Here is a 17,610-nt window from a genome sequence, read left to right as displayed (position 1 = left end):
GGCCACCCACACGGAGGCCAGGCCGTCCTCGGCCAGTCGGCGGCGCAGTTCTCGGGCGGCGGCCGGGTCCCAGCCGAGGGCCTCGGCGACCAGGGGGTTGCGCTCCGGGCCGCCGACCGCGATGCGGATGTCGGGCAGGTTGGAGTCGACCTCCAGGTCGCCGTAGCGGGGGCCGCCCGCGATCGTGGAGGTGGCCGTGACACCCGTGCGCACCAGGGCGGCCGCGAGCGGGGTGCCCAGTTCACCGGCGGTGCCCCAGTCGCTGAAGATCAGCTCGGCGACGCCGACGGACCGGTGGCCCAGCAGTTCTCCGGTGTCGTCGTGCACGGCGACGCGGGCCGTGGAGCCGAGCCCGAACCAGGTGTTCGCGGGGTTGTCCAGCGTCCACGGGAACCGCTCGCTGTCCACGTCCACGAACCCGAAGCCGCGCCCGATCACCGCGTCCGCGACCTCGTGCACCGGCAGCCCGCCGCGCACGTCCGAGGGCCAGCGCACCCGGATCAGCCGGTCGGCGCCGTCGTAGCCGTCGACGGTCGTCGTCACGTCCAGCCGGTCGACGCCCGCCCAGAGGGTGAGCCGCTGGGTGTACCGGAAGAGGCCCAGGTCGGCGCGGACGGTGATGCGGGAGCCTGCCGCCGAGTGCTCGACATCGATGTCAGCAGGCACGTCCCGGCTACGGGCGGCGGTGGTGCCGGTCGGTGTGAGGTGCCAGGGGCCCTCGCCGAAGCGCGGGTGCCTCGGGTACTCCTCCTGCACGACCAGCTCGTTGCCGATGTCCCCGGCGCGCAACAGCTCCCTGCCGTCCTCGCCGTCGGCCCCGGCTTCGCCGAGCGCCCGCAGACTGCTGACACCGCCGCCCCGCGCGGGGTCGACGGTCACCTCGTAGAACTCGTTGCGGATCGTCGTCCCCGCGCCGGCCGTCCAGCCGGCCACCGAACCCTCCGCGAGGGAGAGCGCCTTGAGGCCCATGCCGGGCACGTCCGGCACGACGACCTTGAGTTCGCCGTCCTCGGACACGGCCGGCAGCGGCAGCCCGGTGTGGTCGAGCGGGACGCGGCCGGGGTCGGCGACGGTCAGCACGTCCCTGCGCCGCCAGGTGGCGGAGTTGAAGACGACCAGGTCGGCGCCGTCGCCCGGCAGGGGCACGACACGGTCGGCGAGCGCCTGGGTCGCGTCGGCGTGCACCTCCTCGGCCAGGTCGTACAACTCCCGCCAGCCCGTGAGCAGGTCGATGTACACCTGGTCGGACTCGGAGCCGGTGATGGCGTCGTGGTGGGCGCCGTAGATCAGCTGCCGCCAGGCCTTGTCGAGGGCCGCGTCCGGGTAGGCGTGCCCGGTGGTGAGGGAGGCGAGGGTTGCCCAGGCCTCGGCGTCGGCGAGCAGCGCCTCGCCGTACCGCTGGGCCTGCTTGGTGTCGATGTAGGAGACGTCCTTGCCGGTGTACACCGGGTTCATGTCCCTGGTCTGCGGGGACGCAGTGCGCCCTTCCCGCTCCAGCTCGGCCCGTACGGCGGCGAAGAAGTCCCGGGGGACGCCGCTGACGAACCGGGGCCAGACGTACCGCTCGTTCCAGTCGCGGTGGATGCCCATCACCCAGCGGCACGGCGGGGCGTAGTCGCCGCCGACCGGCAGCAGGACGTTGCGGGTGAGCGCGACCTTCTTCAGCCCCCGGAAGAGCTTGAGCGCGGCGGCCTCCGCCTCGGGGAGGGTGGGCGCGTTGTCGATGGCCCAGCCGGCGCCGTAGTGATTGACCATGTACGCGGTCAACAGCCCGCGTCCGCTCGGGGCGATCCAGCTGAACTCGGCCGGGAACTGCATCCGCCGCGGATCGCGCGGCTCCTCGCCGAACACCGACAGGGTCGGCCCCCACTGGTGGAACGGGCCGCGCGCCCACGAACTCGACGTGATCCCCGCGTCCGCCATCAGCCCCGGGAACTGCGGGTCGTGCCCGAACGCGTCCAGCTGCCAGGCTGTCTCCGGCGAGGCCCCGATGATCCCGCGCTGGAAGCCGTCGCCGTACAGCGCGTTGCGTACGGTCGCCTCGGCGCCGGTGAGGTTGGTGTTGGGCTCGTTGTAGGTGCCGCCCATGATCTCGACCCGGCCGGTGCGGATCAGCTGCCGCAGGAAGGACCGTTCCTCGGGGAAGGCGTCCCAGTAGGGCTTGAGGTAGTCGACCTCGGCGAGCACGAAGGTGTAAGCCGGGTCTCGCCGGGCCAGATCGCAGTGGGCCCGCACCAGGCTCATTCCGGACTGGCCGCGTGAGTCGAAGGTGCGGGCGGGCAGCCCGGTGACGGCCGGGTCGTCGGCGACGTCCCAGGTCTCGGTGTAGGCGGCCTGGGTGTTCCACCAGACGGGGTCGTAGTGGAAGTGGCTGACCATGAACATGGTCCAGCCGGGCTCGGCGACCGTGAACTCGGCCGTGTGCCGGGCCACTCGCTCCCCGTCGACGGCCGTGACGGTGATCTCGCGACGGTCGCCGGGGGCGAGGCCGTCGACGGCCACGGGTATCTCGGCGCGTACCGTCCCGTCCTCGCCGACGGTGACGACACTCTCCCCGGCATCGTGGACGTCCGGGCCCTCCACGCTCAGCCGGACCGGCCGGCCCGAGTCGTGCTCGATGTCCACGACGACCACCTGACGAGGCTGGTCCTGCGTCCCGGCGAAGAGCTCGGTCGACTCGACAGAGATGACACGCATGAGGCTCCTACGAGTGCTCGGCGGAGCCCCATCCTGGCAGCGTGGGGTGGTTCAATCAACCATGCGATGGGATGTTGGTTGATTCATCCATGCAGGGGTGGGGGCTGGGGCCGGTGGTCCGGACGGTCGGCCCGGCGGCCGATGCCCCGCCCGGTCAGCGAGGGCGCCGGGACTTCACCGCGTGTGCTCCCGCGATGTGGTCGGTCAGTGCCAGGGAGGCACTCGCCCGCTGGTAGGAGAGCTGGCCGACGCGGACGTACAGGCAGTCGATGAGCATCAGCACGGAGTGGCGGGCGCCGATGCTGCCGGTGCGGAAGCTGGTCTCCGAGGAGGAGGAGATCAGTCGGATGTCGGCTGCGCGGGCCAGCGGCGAGCGTGGGTCGGCGGTGAGCGCGACGGTGGTGGCGCCGCGCTCCCTGGCCAGTTCGAACGGCTCGATCGTCTCCCGGGTGGCACCCGAGTGGGAGATGCCGATCGCCACGTCCGCCGGGGTGAGCAGGGCGGCGGAGGTGGTCGCCGCGTGCACCTCGGTCCAGCCGCGCACCGCGCAGCCGATGCGGAACAGCCGGGTCTCCGTCTCCTGCGCGACCGCTCCGCTGCCGCCGACGCCGTACACGTCCACGCGCCGGGCGCGGGCCACGGCCTGGGCCGCGCGCTCGATCGAGTCCAGGTCGATCCGGTCGATGGTCTGCTGGACGGCCCGCAGATCGGCGGTGCCGACGACCTGCACGACCCGCTCCAGGCTGTCGTCGGGCGAGATGTCCGGGCCGATCTCGGCGCTGCCCCACTCGGAGGACTCGCCCCGTCCCCGCTCCTGGGCCAGCTCGATCAGCAGGTGCTGGTACGAGTCGAGGCCGATGGCCCGGCAGAACCGGGTGACGGTGGCCTGGGAGGTGCCGGTGCGGCGGCCCAGCTCCGCGGCCGAGCAGTGGGTGACGGCGGCCGGATCCTCCAGGATCAGCTCGCCGACCTTCCGCAGGGAGCCGGCCAGCCGGGGCAACTCGGTGCGGATCAGGGTGGTGACATCGGTCGAGGGCATGCACAGAAGGTACCAGCCACCCGTTGACGCAGCGGCTGAATACCAGGACCGGGCTGAGGGTCCGCACCCGGGGGTGAACTGCGCCATTGCCCCCGATGCCGAGCCTATGATTCAGTGATTCACTAATAGGTGTGTACGGGGTGGTTCAATCCACCAGTGGGGAGTCCCAGGTGTCCGTCGAGTCCGCCAACGAGTCCGTGACCGAGCCGGTGAGCGCCGACCGTTTCGCGCGCGAGGGCCTGGCCGTCCTGCACCGCCTCACCGAGTCCGCGCGCGCCGACGTGCACGCCGCCGCCGCACTGATCGCCGACTGCGTCCGCGCGGACGGCGTCGTCCAGGCCTTCGGCACCGGCCACTCCCAGGCCATGGTCCTCGAACTCGCCGGCCGCGCCGGCGGCTTCGTGCCCACCAACCGGATCCAGATGGCCGACCTCGTCCTCTTCGGCGGCGACCACCCCAGCGGCCTCGACGACCCGCTCCTGGAGCGCGAGCCCGGCATAGCGGTCCGCCTCTACGAGCTGGCCGACCCCCGCCCCCAGGACCTCTTCGTCGTCATCTCCAACTCCGGCGTCAACAGCGTCATCGTCGAGATGGCCCTGCACGCCAAGGAGCGCGGCCACCGCGTCCTCGCCCTCACCTCCCTCGCCCACACCGCGTCCGTCCCCGCCACCCATCCGAGCGGCAAGAAGCTCGCCGACCTCGCCGACGTCGTCCTCGACAACGCGGCCCCGCGCGGCGACGCGCTGCTGGAGCTGCCGACCGGCGGTGCCGTGTGCGCGCTGTCCACACTGACGGGCGTCATGCTCGTGCAGATGACGGTCGCCGAGGCGGCCGCCCAGCTCCTCGCCTCGGGCGACCGCCCCCCGGTCTACGTCTCCGCCAACGTGCCCGGCGGGTTCGAGGGCAACCTCGGACTGGAGGAGCGGTACGCCGGACGGATCCGGCGTACCGCCGGCTGATCACCCCCGGATGTCTAGGACACCGGTACGGGCGTCAGCGCGACCGCCAGCGGATAGGCGCCCGTCAGCAGCGGCGCCCCGGCGGTGCCGGACGCGGTGTCGACCGGCACCAGCCGGTTCCCGTCGGCCGTCGTGACATAGGCGGTGCGGCCGTCCCAGTCCAGGCCCACGTCGAAGGCGGACCTGCCGACGGTGACCTTCGCGCCGGGGGCCCCGGTCACCGTGTCGACGGGCGTGACGGAGTCCCCGGTACTGGGGCTCACCCACAGCGTCCGACCGTCCGGTGACAGACCGAGGCCGTAGGCCTGGCCGGAGACCAGCAGCGTCGGCTCGGTGTCGTCGGTCGCCGTGTCGATCGGGGTCACCGTCGATCCACCGGAGTTGGACACGTACACCCGCTTCCCGTCCGGCGCGGCGACGACGTCGAAGGGGCGCGGGCCGACGGGGATCGCCGGACCGGCCTCGCGGGTGGCGAGGCCGACCGGGGTGACGGTGTTGTCGTGGATGTTCGCCACGTACAGGGTCCGGCCGTCCGGAGTGATCGCCATGTTCTCCGGCCCCGATCCGACCGTGACGGCCGGGTCCGCCTCCAGCGTGCCGGTGTCCACCGGCTGGACCGTGCCGTCCGTGTAGTTGGCGACCCACAGCGTGCCGCCGTCCGGCGTGAGCGCGAGCCCGGCGGGAACACGGCCCACGGTGACCGTGGCGGTGACCTCGCCGCGCGCCACGTCGATGACGCTGACGGTGTCGGAGCCCTGGTTCGCGGCGTAGGCGGTACGGCCGTCGGCGCTCACGACCACTTCACCGGGGTTGTCGCCCACGGCGATGTCCGTGCTCCTGCCGGAGGACAGGTCGATCGAACTGACCGACGCGCCACTGAAGTTGGCCGTCAGCGCTCTCGGGGTGCCGTCCCCGTCGGTGACCCGCACCGGGATCGCCCGGTCGAGGACGCCCGAGCCGGACACCACGACGGAATGGACGCCCTCGGTGACTCCGGTCAGGGTGACGTCGGCCGAGGCGCCGCTCCCGGCCGGGACGGTCACGGTGGCCCCGGCCGGCGAGGCGGTGACCCCGTCCGGCACGTCGAGCTTCCAGGTGACCGTCCGTGTTTCGGCGGACGAGAAGCGGAGGGTCACCGCCTCGGAGGCGCCGGGCTCCAAGGAGAGCGAGCCGGGGGCGAAGGAGGCGTCGACGCCGGGGTCGGGGGCGTGCTGGAGCATCGCCGTGTACAGGAACTGGTCCATCACCCCCGGCGACACCTGCTGCGGGACCGCGTCCAGCGCCTTGCGCTCACCGCGCAGCCGGTTCCAGTACGTCGACACGGCCTCGGTGTCACCGCGCTTGCCGGCCAGCAGCAGATCCACGGCGGTCAGTCCGGCGCCGCCGTACGAGCCGAGCTTGTCGAGCCAGGGCGAAGTCTCCGTCAGGAAACCGGGGTTGGCGAGATGGGCGCGCAACTTGGCGGGTGTGGCCGCCATGTCGGTGAAGTAGGACCGCAGTGCGGCCGTCGCCCGGTCGAGGCCGCTGTCCGCCTCGTACGCCTTCCGGAAGGCGGCGACGAGCCGGGTCAGCGTCGGGGACTCGGTGGCGTCGAGCTGGGAGGAGTAGTTGTTCTCGGCGAGGATCCGCAGCCATTTCGCGGCCTTCGGCTCCCCGGATCCCGCTTCCCCAGATCCTGCCTTCCCGGTCTCCGCCGATCTGGCCAGATCGCGGACGGATGCGAGGAAGGCGGCCCGGGGTTCGTAGGAGTCCGGGTTCCACAGACAGGCGGCCGAGGTGAACAGCGCGAGCTTGCTCGCCTCGGCCTGGACCATCGGGTTGGCGGTGACGCCGACGGACGCGCGGGCCACACCGGCCTCCCGGCCCGTGTAGGGGCCGAGCAGGAGACGGCTGGTGACGTAGTCGTTGACCGGATAGTTGTCCCAGACCAGGATCGGATGACCGTAGACCTCGCGGGCCTGACGCACCTGCGCGGCGGTGATGGTCGGCGCGATCACGCCGATGCCGGTCCACTCGACGACCACGTCCGGGTCCAACTGGTCGCGCAGCGCGGTCTTGTACGGGGTGTCGGCGAGGTCGGAGTACTCGGTGGGGACCATCTCCAGCGGGTCGAGTCCGGCGCGGCCCGCGGAGAACTTCTCCCACACCCGGTTCAGCAGGTGGGCCTGAGCGGCACCCGCGGCCCTGCCCCCGCTGCCGAACCTTTCCTTGTCCGCGGCGCAGTTCCACTTCGTGTAGCTGATGTCGTCCAGCGGGATCGCGAAGGAACGCACGCCGATGTCGTACAGCGAGGCGAACTTGCGGACCAGCGCGGTGATGTCGTCGGCGGAGGAGTAGCAGACCGACAGGCCGGGCGAGAGGGCGTAGGTGAAGCGGACGTGGTCGGCGGCTGCCCGATCGACGAGTTCGCGCAACCGGCCCAGCTGGGCGGCCGGGTACTCGTCGCGCCAGCGTTCCCGGAGATAGGGGTCGTCCTTGGGGGAGTAGACGTACACGTTCTGCTTGGTGCGGCCGTAGAAGTCGAGTTGACTCAGCCTCTCGGCGTGGGTCCACGGCGTGCCGTAGAAGCCCTCGATGACGCCGCGCAGCTTTGCCGTGGGCCAGTCGCGGACCGTCACCGCGGGCAGGCGTGTGCCGGTGAGGAGCTGGCGGAGGGTCTGGGCGGCGTAGAAGGTGCCGGTGGTGTCGGTGCCGGACAGGGCGAGCAGGGCGCGCCCGGCGTGCCGGCCGGAGGCCAGGACATATCCCTCCGCGGGCAGCCCGGCCGGGGACCTGACGCCCAGCCGCCGCAACGCGAACTTCGTGGCCGGGTTCTCGCCGGGCCCGCCGACGAAGACGGTGAGCCCGGCGGCGGGCGGACGTTCCCCGGCCGGCACGGTGACGATCCGGTCGGCCCCGGCCGCTCGCAGCGCGGTCTCGACGACCCGACGGGCGGCGGGGTCGGTGTCGGGCCCGAGGACCTCCACCACCCGTTCGGGGACGATGAGTTGGCGCCCGCCGCCCTCGATGTGCCGGGGTGTCGGCCATACCTCGGGGATCGCCGGGCTCTTCGGAGCGGACGGAGCGGACGGAGCGGACGGAGCGGACGGGGTGGACCGGGTGGCGGCGGCCGACGGAAGTGAGGGGAGGCTCAGGCTCAGGGCCAGGAGCAGAGCCCAACGCAGATGTCGGGGCCCGGCGGCCCTGGCGGCTCTGCGGGGTGTGGGGGGTCTGTGGGGGTGTGCGGGGTGTGGGAGGGGAGAGGTGATTGAAGCCATCGAAAGAGGCTAGGGCTGCTGAATCAAGCATTCAATAGGGCTTGGGGTGATGTGTCGACCCGCCGTAGCGCCGCCGCCGACACAGTCGCAGCCCCAGGGTGGCGATCACCGCTGCGACGAGGCTCGCTCCCGCGCGGATGCGGATGCGGATACCGAGGCCGAGGCCGAGGCCTGTCTCCAGGGCTTCGAGGGCGAACGGCGCCACGGTGCGGGACAGTTAACCTGGGCCGACGGCGGCGAGAGCATCGCCGTCCACCGGCACTGGCACCGGCTCCTGCCCCAACCGCGTCCTCAACCCGGTGACGCAGGCGAAGCGTTACGACCCCGACGGCACGTATGTACGCCGCTGGGTCCCCGAACTCACCGATATCCAGGGCCCGTCCGTGCGCGAACCGTGGCCGCTGCGCGGCCTCGACCGGCCGACGCCGACCCCGACCCGATCGTGGACCTCTCCGACGGCCTCACCCGCTTCGAACGGGCCCGTGGTCTTGCCGAAGCCTGAGATCATTTCCTGTATGGACATGAGACGGGTGCTGGCGGACTACGCGACGACCGGCGGCGTCGGTGTCCTCAGGCCCGGAGTCACACTGGACGCCGTCACCGAGGTACTCGGACCGCCGGTCGAGGCCGACTACTTCCCCCACCCGAAGGGGACCTGGCCCCGGACCTTCGTGTACGGGGACGTGCGCCTCGAAGTGTGCGGCTGTCGCGAGATCTTCCAGGTCGCGCTGAGCACCTGGACCGGGACGGTGGACGTGCCGACCGGGCGGCGGGGGGAGACGGTGACCCTCGCGTCGGAGGTCACGTTCGGGGAGCTGAAGGAGTTGCTTGGTGCGGCCGGGGTGGAGGGGGAGGTGCGGACGTTCCCCACGCTGACCGACCAACTCACCGTCGTCGTCGGGGAGTACCCGCAGGACGTCGACTACACCTTCGTCGTCCCGGACCCCGCCGCACCGGACAGCGCCACCCTGCACAGCGTGATTGCCAAGGATCTCGACCACACCTGCTAGTCGTCCTCCTCCTCGTCCGCATCCTGGCCCTTGGGGAGTGCCGGAGCGGAATTCGGCGGTAGCCGCTGATCACTCCGCTGACTGTGCGGGGCGGCGCGGAGCCGGCGCGCTGTCCGGCTCGCCGAGCGTGGCCCGGCCGCCTATCAGTTCGGGTACGTGCGTGTAGAGGGGACGGCGACCTCGTCATCCGCGCCGTCGACGCCACCCTGCAACTTCGAGCCGCGTGGTCGCCGAAGTCACGACTGAGGGGCACACTGCTGCCCGTGTTCGCGGACAACGTCTGGGGTGCCCTCCCAGACTCATCCCCGAACAGGCCGACCTCGCACGCCGGATGCACGCTGCGGGCCACCTGCCCCCAGCGTCGCCACCATGCTCAAGGACGAGACATCGACCTTCCACCGCCTCGTACGGCAGCCCCCGGACGCCGTCGAGGACGACGAGGACTGACGGTCGGCACCCCACCCCTTCGAGCAGGGGCTCAAGCGGACGGCGTGACCGGGGGCCGCAGGCCGAGCCACTGCTCGGCGTCCCAGGCCTGGAAGCGCTCTACCTCGGTGAACCCCAGCTTTGCCGCAAGGCGCATAGACCCGACGTTGGCGGTCTGGGTGGTGAGCACCACCGGCTCGCCTGGAAGGACGCCGTCGAACCAGTCGAGCGCCGCCGCGCACCCCTCGGCGGCGTACCCGAATCCCCACGCCCGCGGCAGGAACAGGTAGCCGAGATCGACCTTCCCCACGGCGGCCGGGCTACGGTGCTCCGGTGCTCTCCTGAGCAGGATCTGGCCGATCATCGCCCCGTCGAGATCGACGACGAAACTCCCGGGCCACCGCTCGGGCGCCTCGGGCATCTCGCGCTCAAGCGCGTCACGCGGCCGGGGGCCCCCGAGGTAGGTGTGCACCTCTGGCGACGCCAGCAGCTCGATGAACGCTGCACGGTCCCGGGCCTCGGGCTCGCGGAGCACGAGCCGCTCGGTCTTGATCGGGGCAGGTGGCCAGGTGGCGGACCCCAGTCCAGTCATGGCGGGCAACCTATCGCGCGCCCGCAAACACGCTTTAACAACTCCCGGACAAAGCCACGGCTTCGACGTCAGACACCGCCGAAGGTTCGTCGACGATTAACGTGATGTGAACTGCCATCGGCTGGCGCATACGCGACACCTGAACATGCGACGTCACCAGTCCGAGGGCCGATCTCGACGGCGCCCACCGAGACGGCCGTCGGCGCGGGGAACATGGTGATGGGGCCCGGCCGGACCGGATATCCGTATATCCGTTGGCCCGGGGGCGAGGAGAGCCGCGACAGTGGGGTCATGACGATCTTCGGAGCCGTCCATGGCTGACCACTACCCGTACCGCATCGCCTCAGGACGAGCCGACCTGATCCTGATCTGGCAGCCGGGGCAGGACGACGGCCCTGACGAACTCGCTGTCGACGACGTCGGCCGCCTCCTCGTGTTCCCCGACCTGGACAGACTTCAGCGGCACTGTGATAACCACGGCTGGGAACTCGTCAGGGAGGGGGAGGGCACCCTCGACCTGGACGATGTACGGGGATGGGTCGAGCACCCGCACCTCCACCCGCTCCACGGGTCGGTCTCTGCCGGGCTGCTGCTGGACGCGTGGAACTTCTTCGACGACCTCTCCCGCAGTCTGAAGGCCGAGTCCGCCCTTCCCCCACAAGGCCCGGTCCACGACAACGCCTACGAGAAGATCTTCGGCGGCGAGGCGCTCGTGACGGACGCCGGTGACGGAGCGTGGACGGTCGAGGAGGCCGCCGCGGTGCGCGCACTCCTGCGCGCGGGACTGAACCTGTGGGACCGGGCCGTGCGCGGAGACCTTGCGGCATCCGGTGGGGAATGATCAGGAGCCGTCCGGATGCCGACGGCCCGCCGCCACGGAGGGCCGTCGGCCGGCCGTTCAACGCCTGCGCAGCACCACGGTCGTGCCGGGCCTCACCCGCAGCGTCGCGTTCCCGCCCACCTTCGCGCCGGTCACCAGGTTCGTCGAAGCGCCGAACCCCTTCGTGCCGAGGGTGAAGTGGCGGTCGTCGGTGGTGTTCATGGCGATCAGGTACGGGCCGTACTCGCACCGGTAGAAGGAGGAGCGTCCGGCGTACGGGGTCTCGACGCCCACCGCGCGCTCCGGCATGTCGTCCGGGGCCTTGGCCAGGGGCAGCACCTGTCCCGCGAGTTCCTCTCTGAGTGGAGTAAACGTATTCCACGCTAATGAGGGTGCTCCGGGCGGTCAATGGTCGTGAACGGCTGAACCTGGAGGCGTGGGACGCTTGAAGAGTCCTGCCCTTGCTTCCTCCTTGCTCCTCTGTGGAGCGCATCCCGGGTAAATCGGTAATCGTTTACTCTCAGAGGGCGACGTGTTCGCGGTCCATCGGAGGGCCCGTGATACCCACCGCACGCCTCCCGTCGAGTCGGCAACGGTGTGGCGCGGCGGCGACGGAGATCCCGTTCGGTCATGAGGAGGGAAAATCTGGACGGATCCGCTGACTGCCGGGACGACGCGGCGGGATAGAAAGGGGCCATGACTGAACGCGATGGTCTGGCAAGTGACGTGGACGACGTCGATGAGGTGACGCGCGCGGTGCTCACCGCGTCGCGGCTGTTGGTCGCGATCTCCGCACGGTCACTCGCCGCCGTCGAGGAGCGGGTGACGCTGCCGCAGTTCCGGATGCTGGTGGTGCTGTCCATGCGTGGCGCCACGAAGCTCGTCGTACTCGCCGACCAGCTCCAGGTCGCCCCGTCCACCGCGATGCGCATGGTCGACCGGCTGATCGCGGCCGGGCTCGCCGACCGGCAGACCAACCCCGACAACCGCCGCGAGACCCTGTTGCAGCTCACCGACGAGGGCCGGCGCGCCGTCGAGGGCGTCATGGCCCGGCGGCGCACCGAACTCGCCACGGTCGTCGAGCGCCTCGCCCCGGACCAGCGGGCGGCGCTCATCGACGCGTTGACCGCGTTCAACACGGCGGGCGGGGAACCCGCCGCCCCGGCGACGGACGACACGGAGACGTATCCACTCGGCTGGGTCGACACCTGGGTGGGCCGAGGCGCCTGAGGCCTCCGCCCGGCGCCTGTCGCACCCCCCCAGGGCAGCGCCGTCACTCCGTAGCGGATCCGCCCGTGGTGTTCGCCGCCGATCCGTCCGCGGTGTTCGCCGCCGATCCGTCCGCGGGGGGTGCGGTCGGGGCGGTCGTCCGCACGTTCAGGTCCGGGCGGGGGGTCAGGACGACCATCGGGGCCCCCGGCTGGGGCACGGGCGGGGTGACCTGTTCCGAGGGCAGCTTCGGCGGGTTGGTCTGCTGGTAGTTGACCTGGTCGTGGTTGACCAGGCCGGTCTTCTCCAGCACGGTGATGTGGTCGAGCACGGTGTCGTTGGCCAGGTCGGCCAGCTGCCGCACCATGGTGTTCCGCGTGCTGGCGCGGATCTTGGCGATGGTCGGGAAGATCTGGCCGTGTGTGACGCGCATGATGGTGACCGCGGTGGAGTCGAACTCCTTGCCGGTGGCCGCGTCGGCGGTCGCCACGAACTGCTGCTGTTGCGGGCTGGCCTGGTTGTTGAGGTTGATGCCCAGCTCGGGCGCGATCTTGCGGCACAACTCGTCGAGGCCCGCGTGCCCGACGACCAGGTGCTTGCCGGCCTCCTTCATCTCCGGCGTCGTACCGCGCTCCATGGCCATCTCGCCGAGCGGGTACTCCCACAGTCCGGCGGCACGCACCTTGATGACGAAGTCCCGGTCCGCTTCCGTGAGGGGGCCGTACTGGGTGTTGGCGATGATCCGGTCCGGGGTGGCGACCGTTTTCTCGACCCCCACCAAGGCGGGGTAGGCGAGCGCGGCGACGGTCATCAGCAGACCGCCACTCACGAAGATCGTTCCGATGCTCCATGTGCGACGCATGGAAGGGCACCTCCTGGCGGGGGAGTGGGTCGCCAGGAGGTACGGGCGGAGGCGGCGAATGAATCATTGCTCTAGGTAAAATTTGCAGTGTGCTCGAATGAGGGGGTGTGAGGGAGGGGGTTCGGGTGGCTAAAGGATGGTTTGCGGCGCCGCCTCCAAGGGCGTCGCGCGGGATTCCGGGCGGCCCGCGTCGCCGGAGCCTCCTCGACCCGGCCGTCTCCCGGCGGAGTTCGACCCGCTCTTCGTGGCGGTTCGCGCGTGGGGGTGCCGGAGTCCGGGCGATCGTTGGCGGCGGAACCGTGTGACCCCGGATCATGTGCGCCGGGGCGTGGGCGGGTGGGCCGGGGCGGTCGTCCCGACGGTGCTGCTGTCCCGGCGGCTCTGCTGTCCCGGCGGTGCTGCCGTCCCGGCGGCGCTGCCGTGGAACACCCGGCCGGGTCCGGGCAACCGGTAGCCCGCCCTGCATCGCATGACCGATCTTCGGTGACATGGAGAGCTCGGAGGGCCTGTGATCCGCACGGATCTCATCGCCGCCGGCCATCACGGCGAAGACGTCACGCATCCGGACGCCCTGAGCCGCATCGTCGACCGGGGGCTCTCTGTGGCGGCCGCCCGGCCCGCGTCGATGTCTCCCCGCCGTGCGACACCGCTCGACACGGCCCGACCGGTTACCGCGCGTGAGGAAACCGGCGAACCGTGACTCATGTTGCTGATGCCCGTATCCTCGTCAATGCCAGATATTTCCGATAAGCGGATTGTCCAGGGCGCGAGTGAGGCCAGCGTGGTGCGGTCCGACGGCGAGTCGATACTCACGGGACGTGCGACAGACGGCACGAGCCCCACCCTTTTCCGTGACAGTGGCCCTACCCTTTTCCGTGAGCGGTTTCTGCAGGGTGAGCCGCTGGAGGCGGGCGTACGTACGTCCATCCTCAGCTCCTGGCGGCGGTGCCGGTCCCTGGGGCTGTCGCCGGACCGCTCCGACCTCCCCTTCCGGGACGACTTCGACCGGGACGACCGGATGACCCGCGCGGCCGTGCCCGTGCTCGACCGGCTGGAGTCCAGGTTCGCCGGCAGCGCCATGAACATCTCCGTCGCCGACGCGAACGGCACTGTTCTTCTGCGCCGCTTCGGAGACGCGTCGCTGGCCAGGGGGCTGCCGGACATCCAGACCGTCCCCGGGTTCGTGTTCGCCGAGCGGTTCGCCGGTACCAACGGCATCGGTCTCGCCCTGGCGGAACGCCGGCTGATCCGGGTCTACGGTGCCGAGCACTTCGCCGAACGCTCCCAGGCCAGCGCCTGCCGCGCGCTTCCCGTGCGCGACCCGCTCAGCGGCCGTATCGAAGGTGTCCTGTGCTTCGGATATCCGCGCGGCTTCGAGCACCCGGCGCTGGACGCCGTGATCCGCAAGGCGGCCGCGGCCATCGAGAGGCGACTGCTGGGACAGAGCTCCGTACGTGAGCGTTCCCTGCTGCGGGCCTACCTGGACGCGGGGGTCGAGGCCGGTGCGGATCCGCACCACGGAGTCGGCGTGGACGAACTGGTTCTCGGGCTGCGCCCCGTGGACCGGGCGGTCCTCCTGGAGAAGGCCGCCGAGCTGATCTCCCGCGGGCAGCGGGCCGCCGTCGACGTACCCCTGACGGACGGCCGGCGGGTCAGGCTCGTGAGCCGCCCGATGACCAGTGCCACCGGAGTGGAGGGCATCGCCGTCGAGGCCGTCCTTCCCGGCGCCGCACGGCACGAGCCCCTCACCGCCCCGCGACAGGCCGAGACGGTGCTGAGCCTCCCCGTCGAGCCCGTGCGGCCCATCGCGCCCGCGGACACCCCGCCCCTCCGGCGCTTCCGGAGCACCCTCTTCGCCGTGCCGCCCGGCCCGCTCGTCGCCGTCCCGGCCCCCGGTCATCCGCACGACCCCGCACCATCCGCCAGGATCCCCGCAGCCGTCGACGGCGTCACCACCGACGGAGTCACCCCGGATGGCGTCACCGCCGCCGATGCCGCCGACGACCTCGCCGCCGACGGCTCGTCGGCTCCCGAGAGGGGTCTTCTGATGGTGGGGGAGCCCCATGTCGGCAGCTACGCCCTGGCCGCGCGCCGTCGGCTGGAGCTGCTGTCCGAGGCCAGTGCCCGGATCGGAACCACCCTGGACGTGCGCCGCACCGCCCAGGAACTCGCCGAGACGGTGGTCCCGCGCCTCGCCGACTTCGTCACCATCGACCTCGCCGAGCCCGTGCTCCGGGGCGAGGAGGCCGCGGACCCGCGCGGCGACCTGCGTCGCACAGTGGTCCACGGCATCAGCGACGACCTCCCCTTCAGCCCGGTCGGCAAGCAGGTCGAGTACGGCCCGACCGTCCCGCAGCTGCGCTGTCTGACCAGCGGGGACGCGGTGCTGGAGCCGGATCTGAAGACGGCGGCGGGCTGGCTCGGGCAGGACCCCGAGCACACCGACCGCCTGCTGAGCCACGTCCACTCCCTCATCGCGGTCCCCTTGGTCGCCCGCGGCGTCGTCCTGGGCGTCGCCGCCTTCTACCGCGCGCAGGACCCCGCCCCCTTCGGGGACGACGACCGCTCGCTGGCCCAGGAACTCGCCACCCGCGCCGCCCTGTCCATCGACAACGCCCGGCGCTACACCCGCGAACGCACCATGGTCCTGGCCCTGCAGCGCAGCCTGCTCCCGCAGGGACTCCCCGACCAGGACTCCGTCGAGGTCGCCCACCGCTACCTGCCCGCCGAGTCCGACGTCGGCGGCGACTGGTACGACGTCATCCCGCTCTCCGGCACCCGTATCGGCCTCTTCGTCGGCGACGTCGTCGGCCACGGCCTGCTCTCCGCCGCCACCATGGGCCGCGTCCGCACGGCCGCCCGCAGCTTCGCCGAACTCGACTTCCCGCCGGACGAGGTCCTCACCCACCTCGACAACCTCGTGGGCCGACTGGACCGGGAGGACCCCGTCTCCGACGGCGGCGGCATCATCGGCGCGACCTGCCTGTACGCCGTCTACGACCCGACGTCGCAGCAGTGCACCCTGGCCCGCGCCGGCCACCCGCCGCCCGCCGTGGTCGACCCCGACGGCGCCGTGTCGTTCCCCGAACTGCCCGCCGGACCTCCCCTCGGCCTCGGAGGGCTGCCCTTCGAAGCCGTCGACATCCACCTGCCCGAGGGCAGTCAGCTGGTCCTCTACACGGACGGGCTCATCGAGGACCGCAACCGTGACGTCGACGTGGTACTCGAACAGTTGCGCGCGGCCCTGGCCGACCCCGAGCGCGCCCCGGAGGAGACCTGTCGGGTCGTCCTGGACACCGTGGCGCCCGCCCACCCGGGCGACGACATCGCCCTCCTCGTCGCCCGCACCCACGCCTTCGACCCGCGGCGGATCGCCGCCTGGGAGCTGCCCGCCGACCCGGTCCGCGTCAGCGAGGTCCGCGCCGCCGCCCTCCGGCAGATGACGGACTGGGGGCTCGACGAGGCCGCGTTCGCCACCGAGCTGATGCTCAGCGAGCTGGTCACCAACGCCATCCGCCACGGCGCCGGGCCCATCCGGGTACGGCTGCTCCACGACCGCTCCCTGATCTGCGAGGTCTCCGACACCAGCAGCACCGCCCCGCACCTGCGCCGGGCGGCGACCACCGACGAGGGCGGCCGCGGCCTGTTCCTCGTCGCCCAGCTGTCCCAGAGCTGGGGCACGCGCTACACCCCGGAGGGCAAGGTCATCTGGGCCGAATGCGGGCTCGACGGCGGCTGACACGACCGACACCAGGCGGCCGACGCGCCCGACACCAGGTGGTCGGCGCGCCCGACACGAGGCGGCCGGCGCGTCGGCGCCGGAGCGGCTCACTGGCCCGTTGGGGGCAGAGAGTGTGACTCAATGTCGCAAATGGGGTGATATGGGCGGTTAGTATCGCTGGGGCAAGTCGAACCAGGGAAGAACTTGCCAGGCCGACCCCCGGAGCTGTCCGTGCACGACGCTCACGACACCTCTGCGCAGCCGGCCCCGCCCGGCGGGCCGGAACCACTGGTCCGTGTCCGCGGCCTCACCAAACGGTTCGGCGGCACCCTCGCGCTGGCCGGGGTCGACCTCGACGTCCACGCGGGCAGCGTTCTCGCGCTCCTCGGCCCCAACGGAGCCGGAAAGTCCACCCTCATCAAGATCCTCGCCGGTGTCCACCACGCCGACGCGGGCCGGATCACCGTGAACGGGCACCCGCTCGGCAGCCACGCCGCCGCCGACATGTCCTTCATCCACCAGGACCTCGGCCTCGTCGAGTGGATGACGGTCGCCGAGAACATCGCCCTGAGCACCGGGTACGCGCGCCGCGCCGGACTGATCTCCTGGCGGCGCACCCGGGACCGCTGCATCGAGGTACTGGCGCTCGTCGGCGGACACCTCGACCCCGAAGCGCCGATCGCCCGCCTCGCCCCCGCCGAGCGGCCCCTGGTCGCCATTGCCCGGGCTCTGGCCACCCGCGCGAAGCTCATCGTCCTCGACGAACCGACCGCCCGCCTCCCCGCCACGGACTGCGCCCGCCTCTTCCGCGTCCTGCACACCCTGCGCGACCGCGGCCACGGCATCCTCTACGTCAGCCACCGCCTCGACGAGGTGTACGAGGTCGCCGACACCTTCGCCGTCCTGCGCGACGGCCGCCTCGTCAGCCACGGCTCGACGGCGGGCCACAGCCCCGTCCGCCTGGTGCGTGACATCACCGGCGAGGAGGCGGCCGGCCACCGCCCCACGACCGCACCGG

Annotated in this window: 14 protein-coding genes and 1 pseudogene; 8 read left to right on the top strand and 7 right to left on the bottom strand. The window is 71.6% G+C overall.

Annotated elements, in window-relative coordinates; translation table 11 throughout:
• Together AWZ10_RS34925 and AWZ10_RS34920 are read right to left on the bottom strand one after the other, a co-directional pair.
• Nucleotides 1-2,697, bottom strand: a 2,697-nt coding sequence (locus AWZ10_RS34925) for a glycoside hydrolase family 38 N-terminal domain-containing protein (protein ID WP_482258125.1), incomplete at its 3' end; no start/stop codon positions are given.
• Nucleotides 2,698-2,851: 154 nt separating this feature from the next.
• Complete coding sequence (locus AWZ10_RS34920; RefSeq protein WP_037705023.1) at nt 2,852-3,736, bottom strand: MurR/RpiR family transcriptional regulator; 885 nt, start codon at nt 3,734-3,736, stop codon at nt 2,852-2,854.
• A 170-nt stretch (nt 3,737-3,906) separates the two neighbouring features.
• Here AWZ10_RS34920 and AWZ10_RS34915 point away from each other — a divergent pair, with 170 nt between their 5' ends.
• Entirely contained in the window at nt 3,907-4,695 is a 789-nt protein-coding gene (locus tag AWZ10_RS34915) for a sugar isomerase domain-containing protein (RefSeq protein ID WP_060893011.1), read from the top strand.
• A gap of 14 nt (nt 4,696-4,709) precedes the next feature.
• On the opposite strand, the gene AWZ10_RS34910 is transcribed toward AWZ10_RS34915, so the two are convergent.
• Both AWZ10_RS34910 and AWZ10_RS51820 read right to left on the bottom strand, forming a co-directional pair.
• Entirely contained in the window at nt 4,710-7,829 is a 3,120-nt protein-coding gene (locus AWZ10_RS34910) for a beta-N-acetylglucosaminidase domain-containing protein (protein ID WP_425264524.1), read from the bottom strand.
• A 154-nt stretch (nt 7,830-7,983) separates the two neighbouring features.
• Complete coding sequence (locus AWZ10_RS51820) at nt 7,984-8,157, bottom strand: hypothetical protein (protein ID WP_159058460.1); 174 nt, start codon at nt 8,155-8,157, stop codon at nt 7,984-7,986.
• 52 nt (nt 8,158-8,209) lie between these two features.
• On the opposite strand from AWZ10_RS51820, the pseudogene AWZ10_RS48685 reads away from it, so the two are divergent.
• Together AWZ10_RS48685 and AWZ10_RS34900 are read left to right on the top strand one after the other, a co-directional pair.
• Nucleotides 8,210-8,454 (top strand): annotated as a pseudogene (locus AWZ10_RS48685) (FAD-binding domain-containing protein); the annotation flags it as partial.
• A gap of 13 nt (nt 8,455-8,467) precedes the next feature.
• The gene (locus AWZ10_RS34900) at nt 8,468-8,962 is read left to right on the top strand and encodes a hypothetical protein (protein ID WP_060893009.1); all 495 of its coding nucleotides are present in this window, start codon (nt 8,468-8,470) and stop codon (nt 8,960-8,962) included.
• 478 nt (nt 8,963-9,440) lie between these two features.
• Here AWZ10_RS34900 and AWZ10_RS34895 read toward each other — a convergent pair whose 3' ends face one another.
• Complete coding sequence (locus AWZ10_RS34895) at nt 9,441-9,980, bottom strand: GNAT family N-acetyltransferase (RefSeq protein ID WP_046707368.1); 540 nt, start codon at nt 9,978-9,980, stop codon at nt 9,441-9,443.
• A 313-nt stretch (nt 9,981-10,293) separates the two neighbouring features.
• On the opposite strand from AWZ10_RS34895, the gene AWZ10_RS34890 reads away from it, so the two are divergent.
• Complete coding sequence (locus AWZ10_RS34890) at nt 10,294-10,821, top strand: hypothetical protein (protein ID WP_060893008.1); 528 nt, start codon at nt 10,294-10,296, stop codon at nt 10,819-10,821.
• Nucleotides 10,822-10,878: 57 nt separating this feature from the next.
• Here the strand turns inward: AWZ10_RS34890 and AWZ10_RS34885 are convergent, their stop codons facing one another.
• Nucleotides 10,879-11,139, bottom strand: a complete 261-nt coding sequence (locus AWZ10_RS34885; RefSeq protein WP_046707367.1) for a hypothetical protein — start codon at nt 11,137-11,139, stop codon at nt 10,879-10,881.
• A gap of 357 nt (nt 11,140-11,496) precedes the next feature.
• Between AWZ10_RS34885 and AWZ10_RS34880 the strand changes: the two genes are divergently transcribed.
• A complete protein-coding gene (locus AWZ10_RS34880) occupies nt 11,497-12,030 on the top strand; it encodes a MarR family winged helix-turn-helix transcriptional regulator (protein ID WP_046707366.1) in 534 nt (177 codons plus the stop codon).
• A 43-nt stretch (nt 12,031-12,073) separates the two neighbouring features.
• On the opposite strand, the gene AWZ10_RS34875 is transcribed toward AWZ10_RS34880, so the two are convergent.
• On the bottom strand, nt 12,074-12,871 hold the full coding sequence (locus tag AWZ10_RS34875) for a DUF4142 domain-containing protein (RefSeq protein ID WP_060893007.1): 798 nt from the start codon (nt 12,869-12,871) through the stop codon (nt 12,074-12,076).
• Between the two features lie 508 nt (nt 12,872-13,379).
• Between AWZ10_RS34875 and AWZ10_RS34870 the strand changes: the two genes are divergently transcribed.
• The 3 genes from AWZ10_RS34870 to AWZ10_RS34860 all read left to right on the top strand — a co-directional run.
• The gene (locus AWZ10_RS34870) at nt 13,380-13,571 is read left to right on the top strand and encodes a hypothetical protein (protein WP_046709862.1); all 192 of its coding nucleotides are present in this window, start codon (nt 13,380-13,382) and stop codon (nt 13,569-13,571) included.
• Nucleotides 13,572-13,652: 81 nt separating this feature from the next.
• Nucleotides 13,653-16,610 carry a SpoIIE family protein phosphatase gene (locus AWZ10_RS34865; RefSeq protein ID WP_060893006.1) on the top strand — a complete coding sequence of 986 codons (2,958 nt, stop codon included), beginning with the start codon at nt 13,653-13,655 and terminating at the stop codon, nt 16,608-16,610.
• Between the two features lie 213 nt (nt 16,611-16,823).
• Nucleotides 16,824-17,610: ATP-binding cassette domain-containing protein (locus AWZ10_RS34860; RefSeq protein ID WP_159058459.1), on the top strand; the 787-nt coding region annotated here is incomplete at its 3' end.

The sequence above is a fragment of the Streptomyces europaeiscabiei genome (assembly GCF_001550375.1).
Lineage (GTDB): Bacteria > Actinomycetota > Actinomycetes > Streptomycetales > Streptomycetaceae > Streptomyces > Streptomyces europaeiscabiei.
Note: the sequence above shows the minus strand (reverse complement) of the source record. Positions and strands in the feature narration are given on the sequence as shown.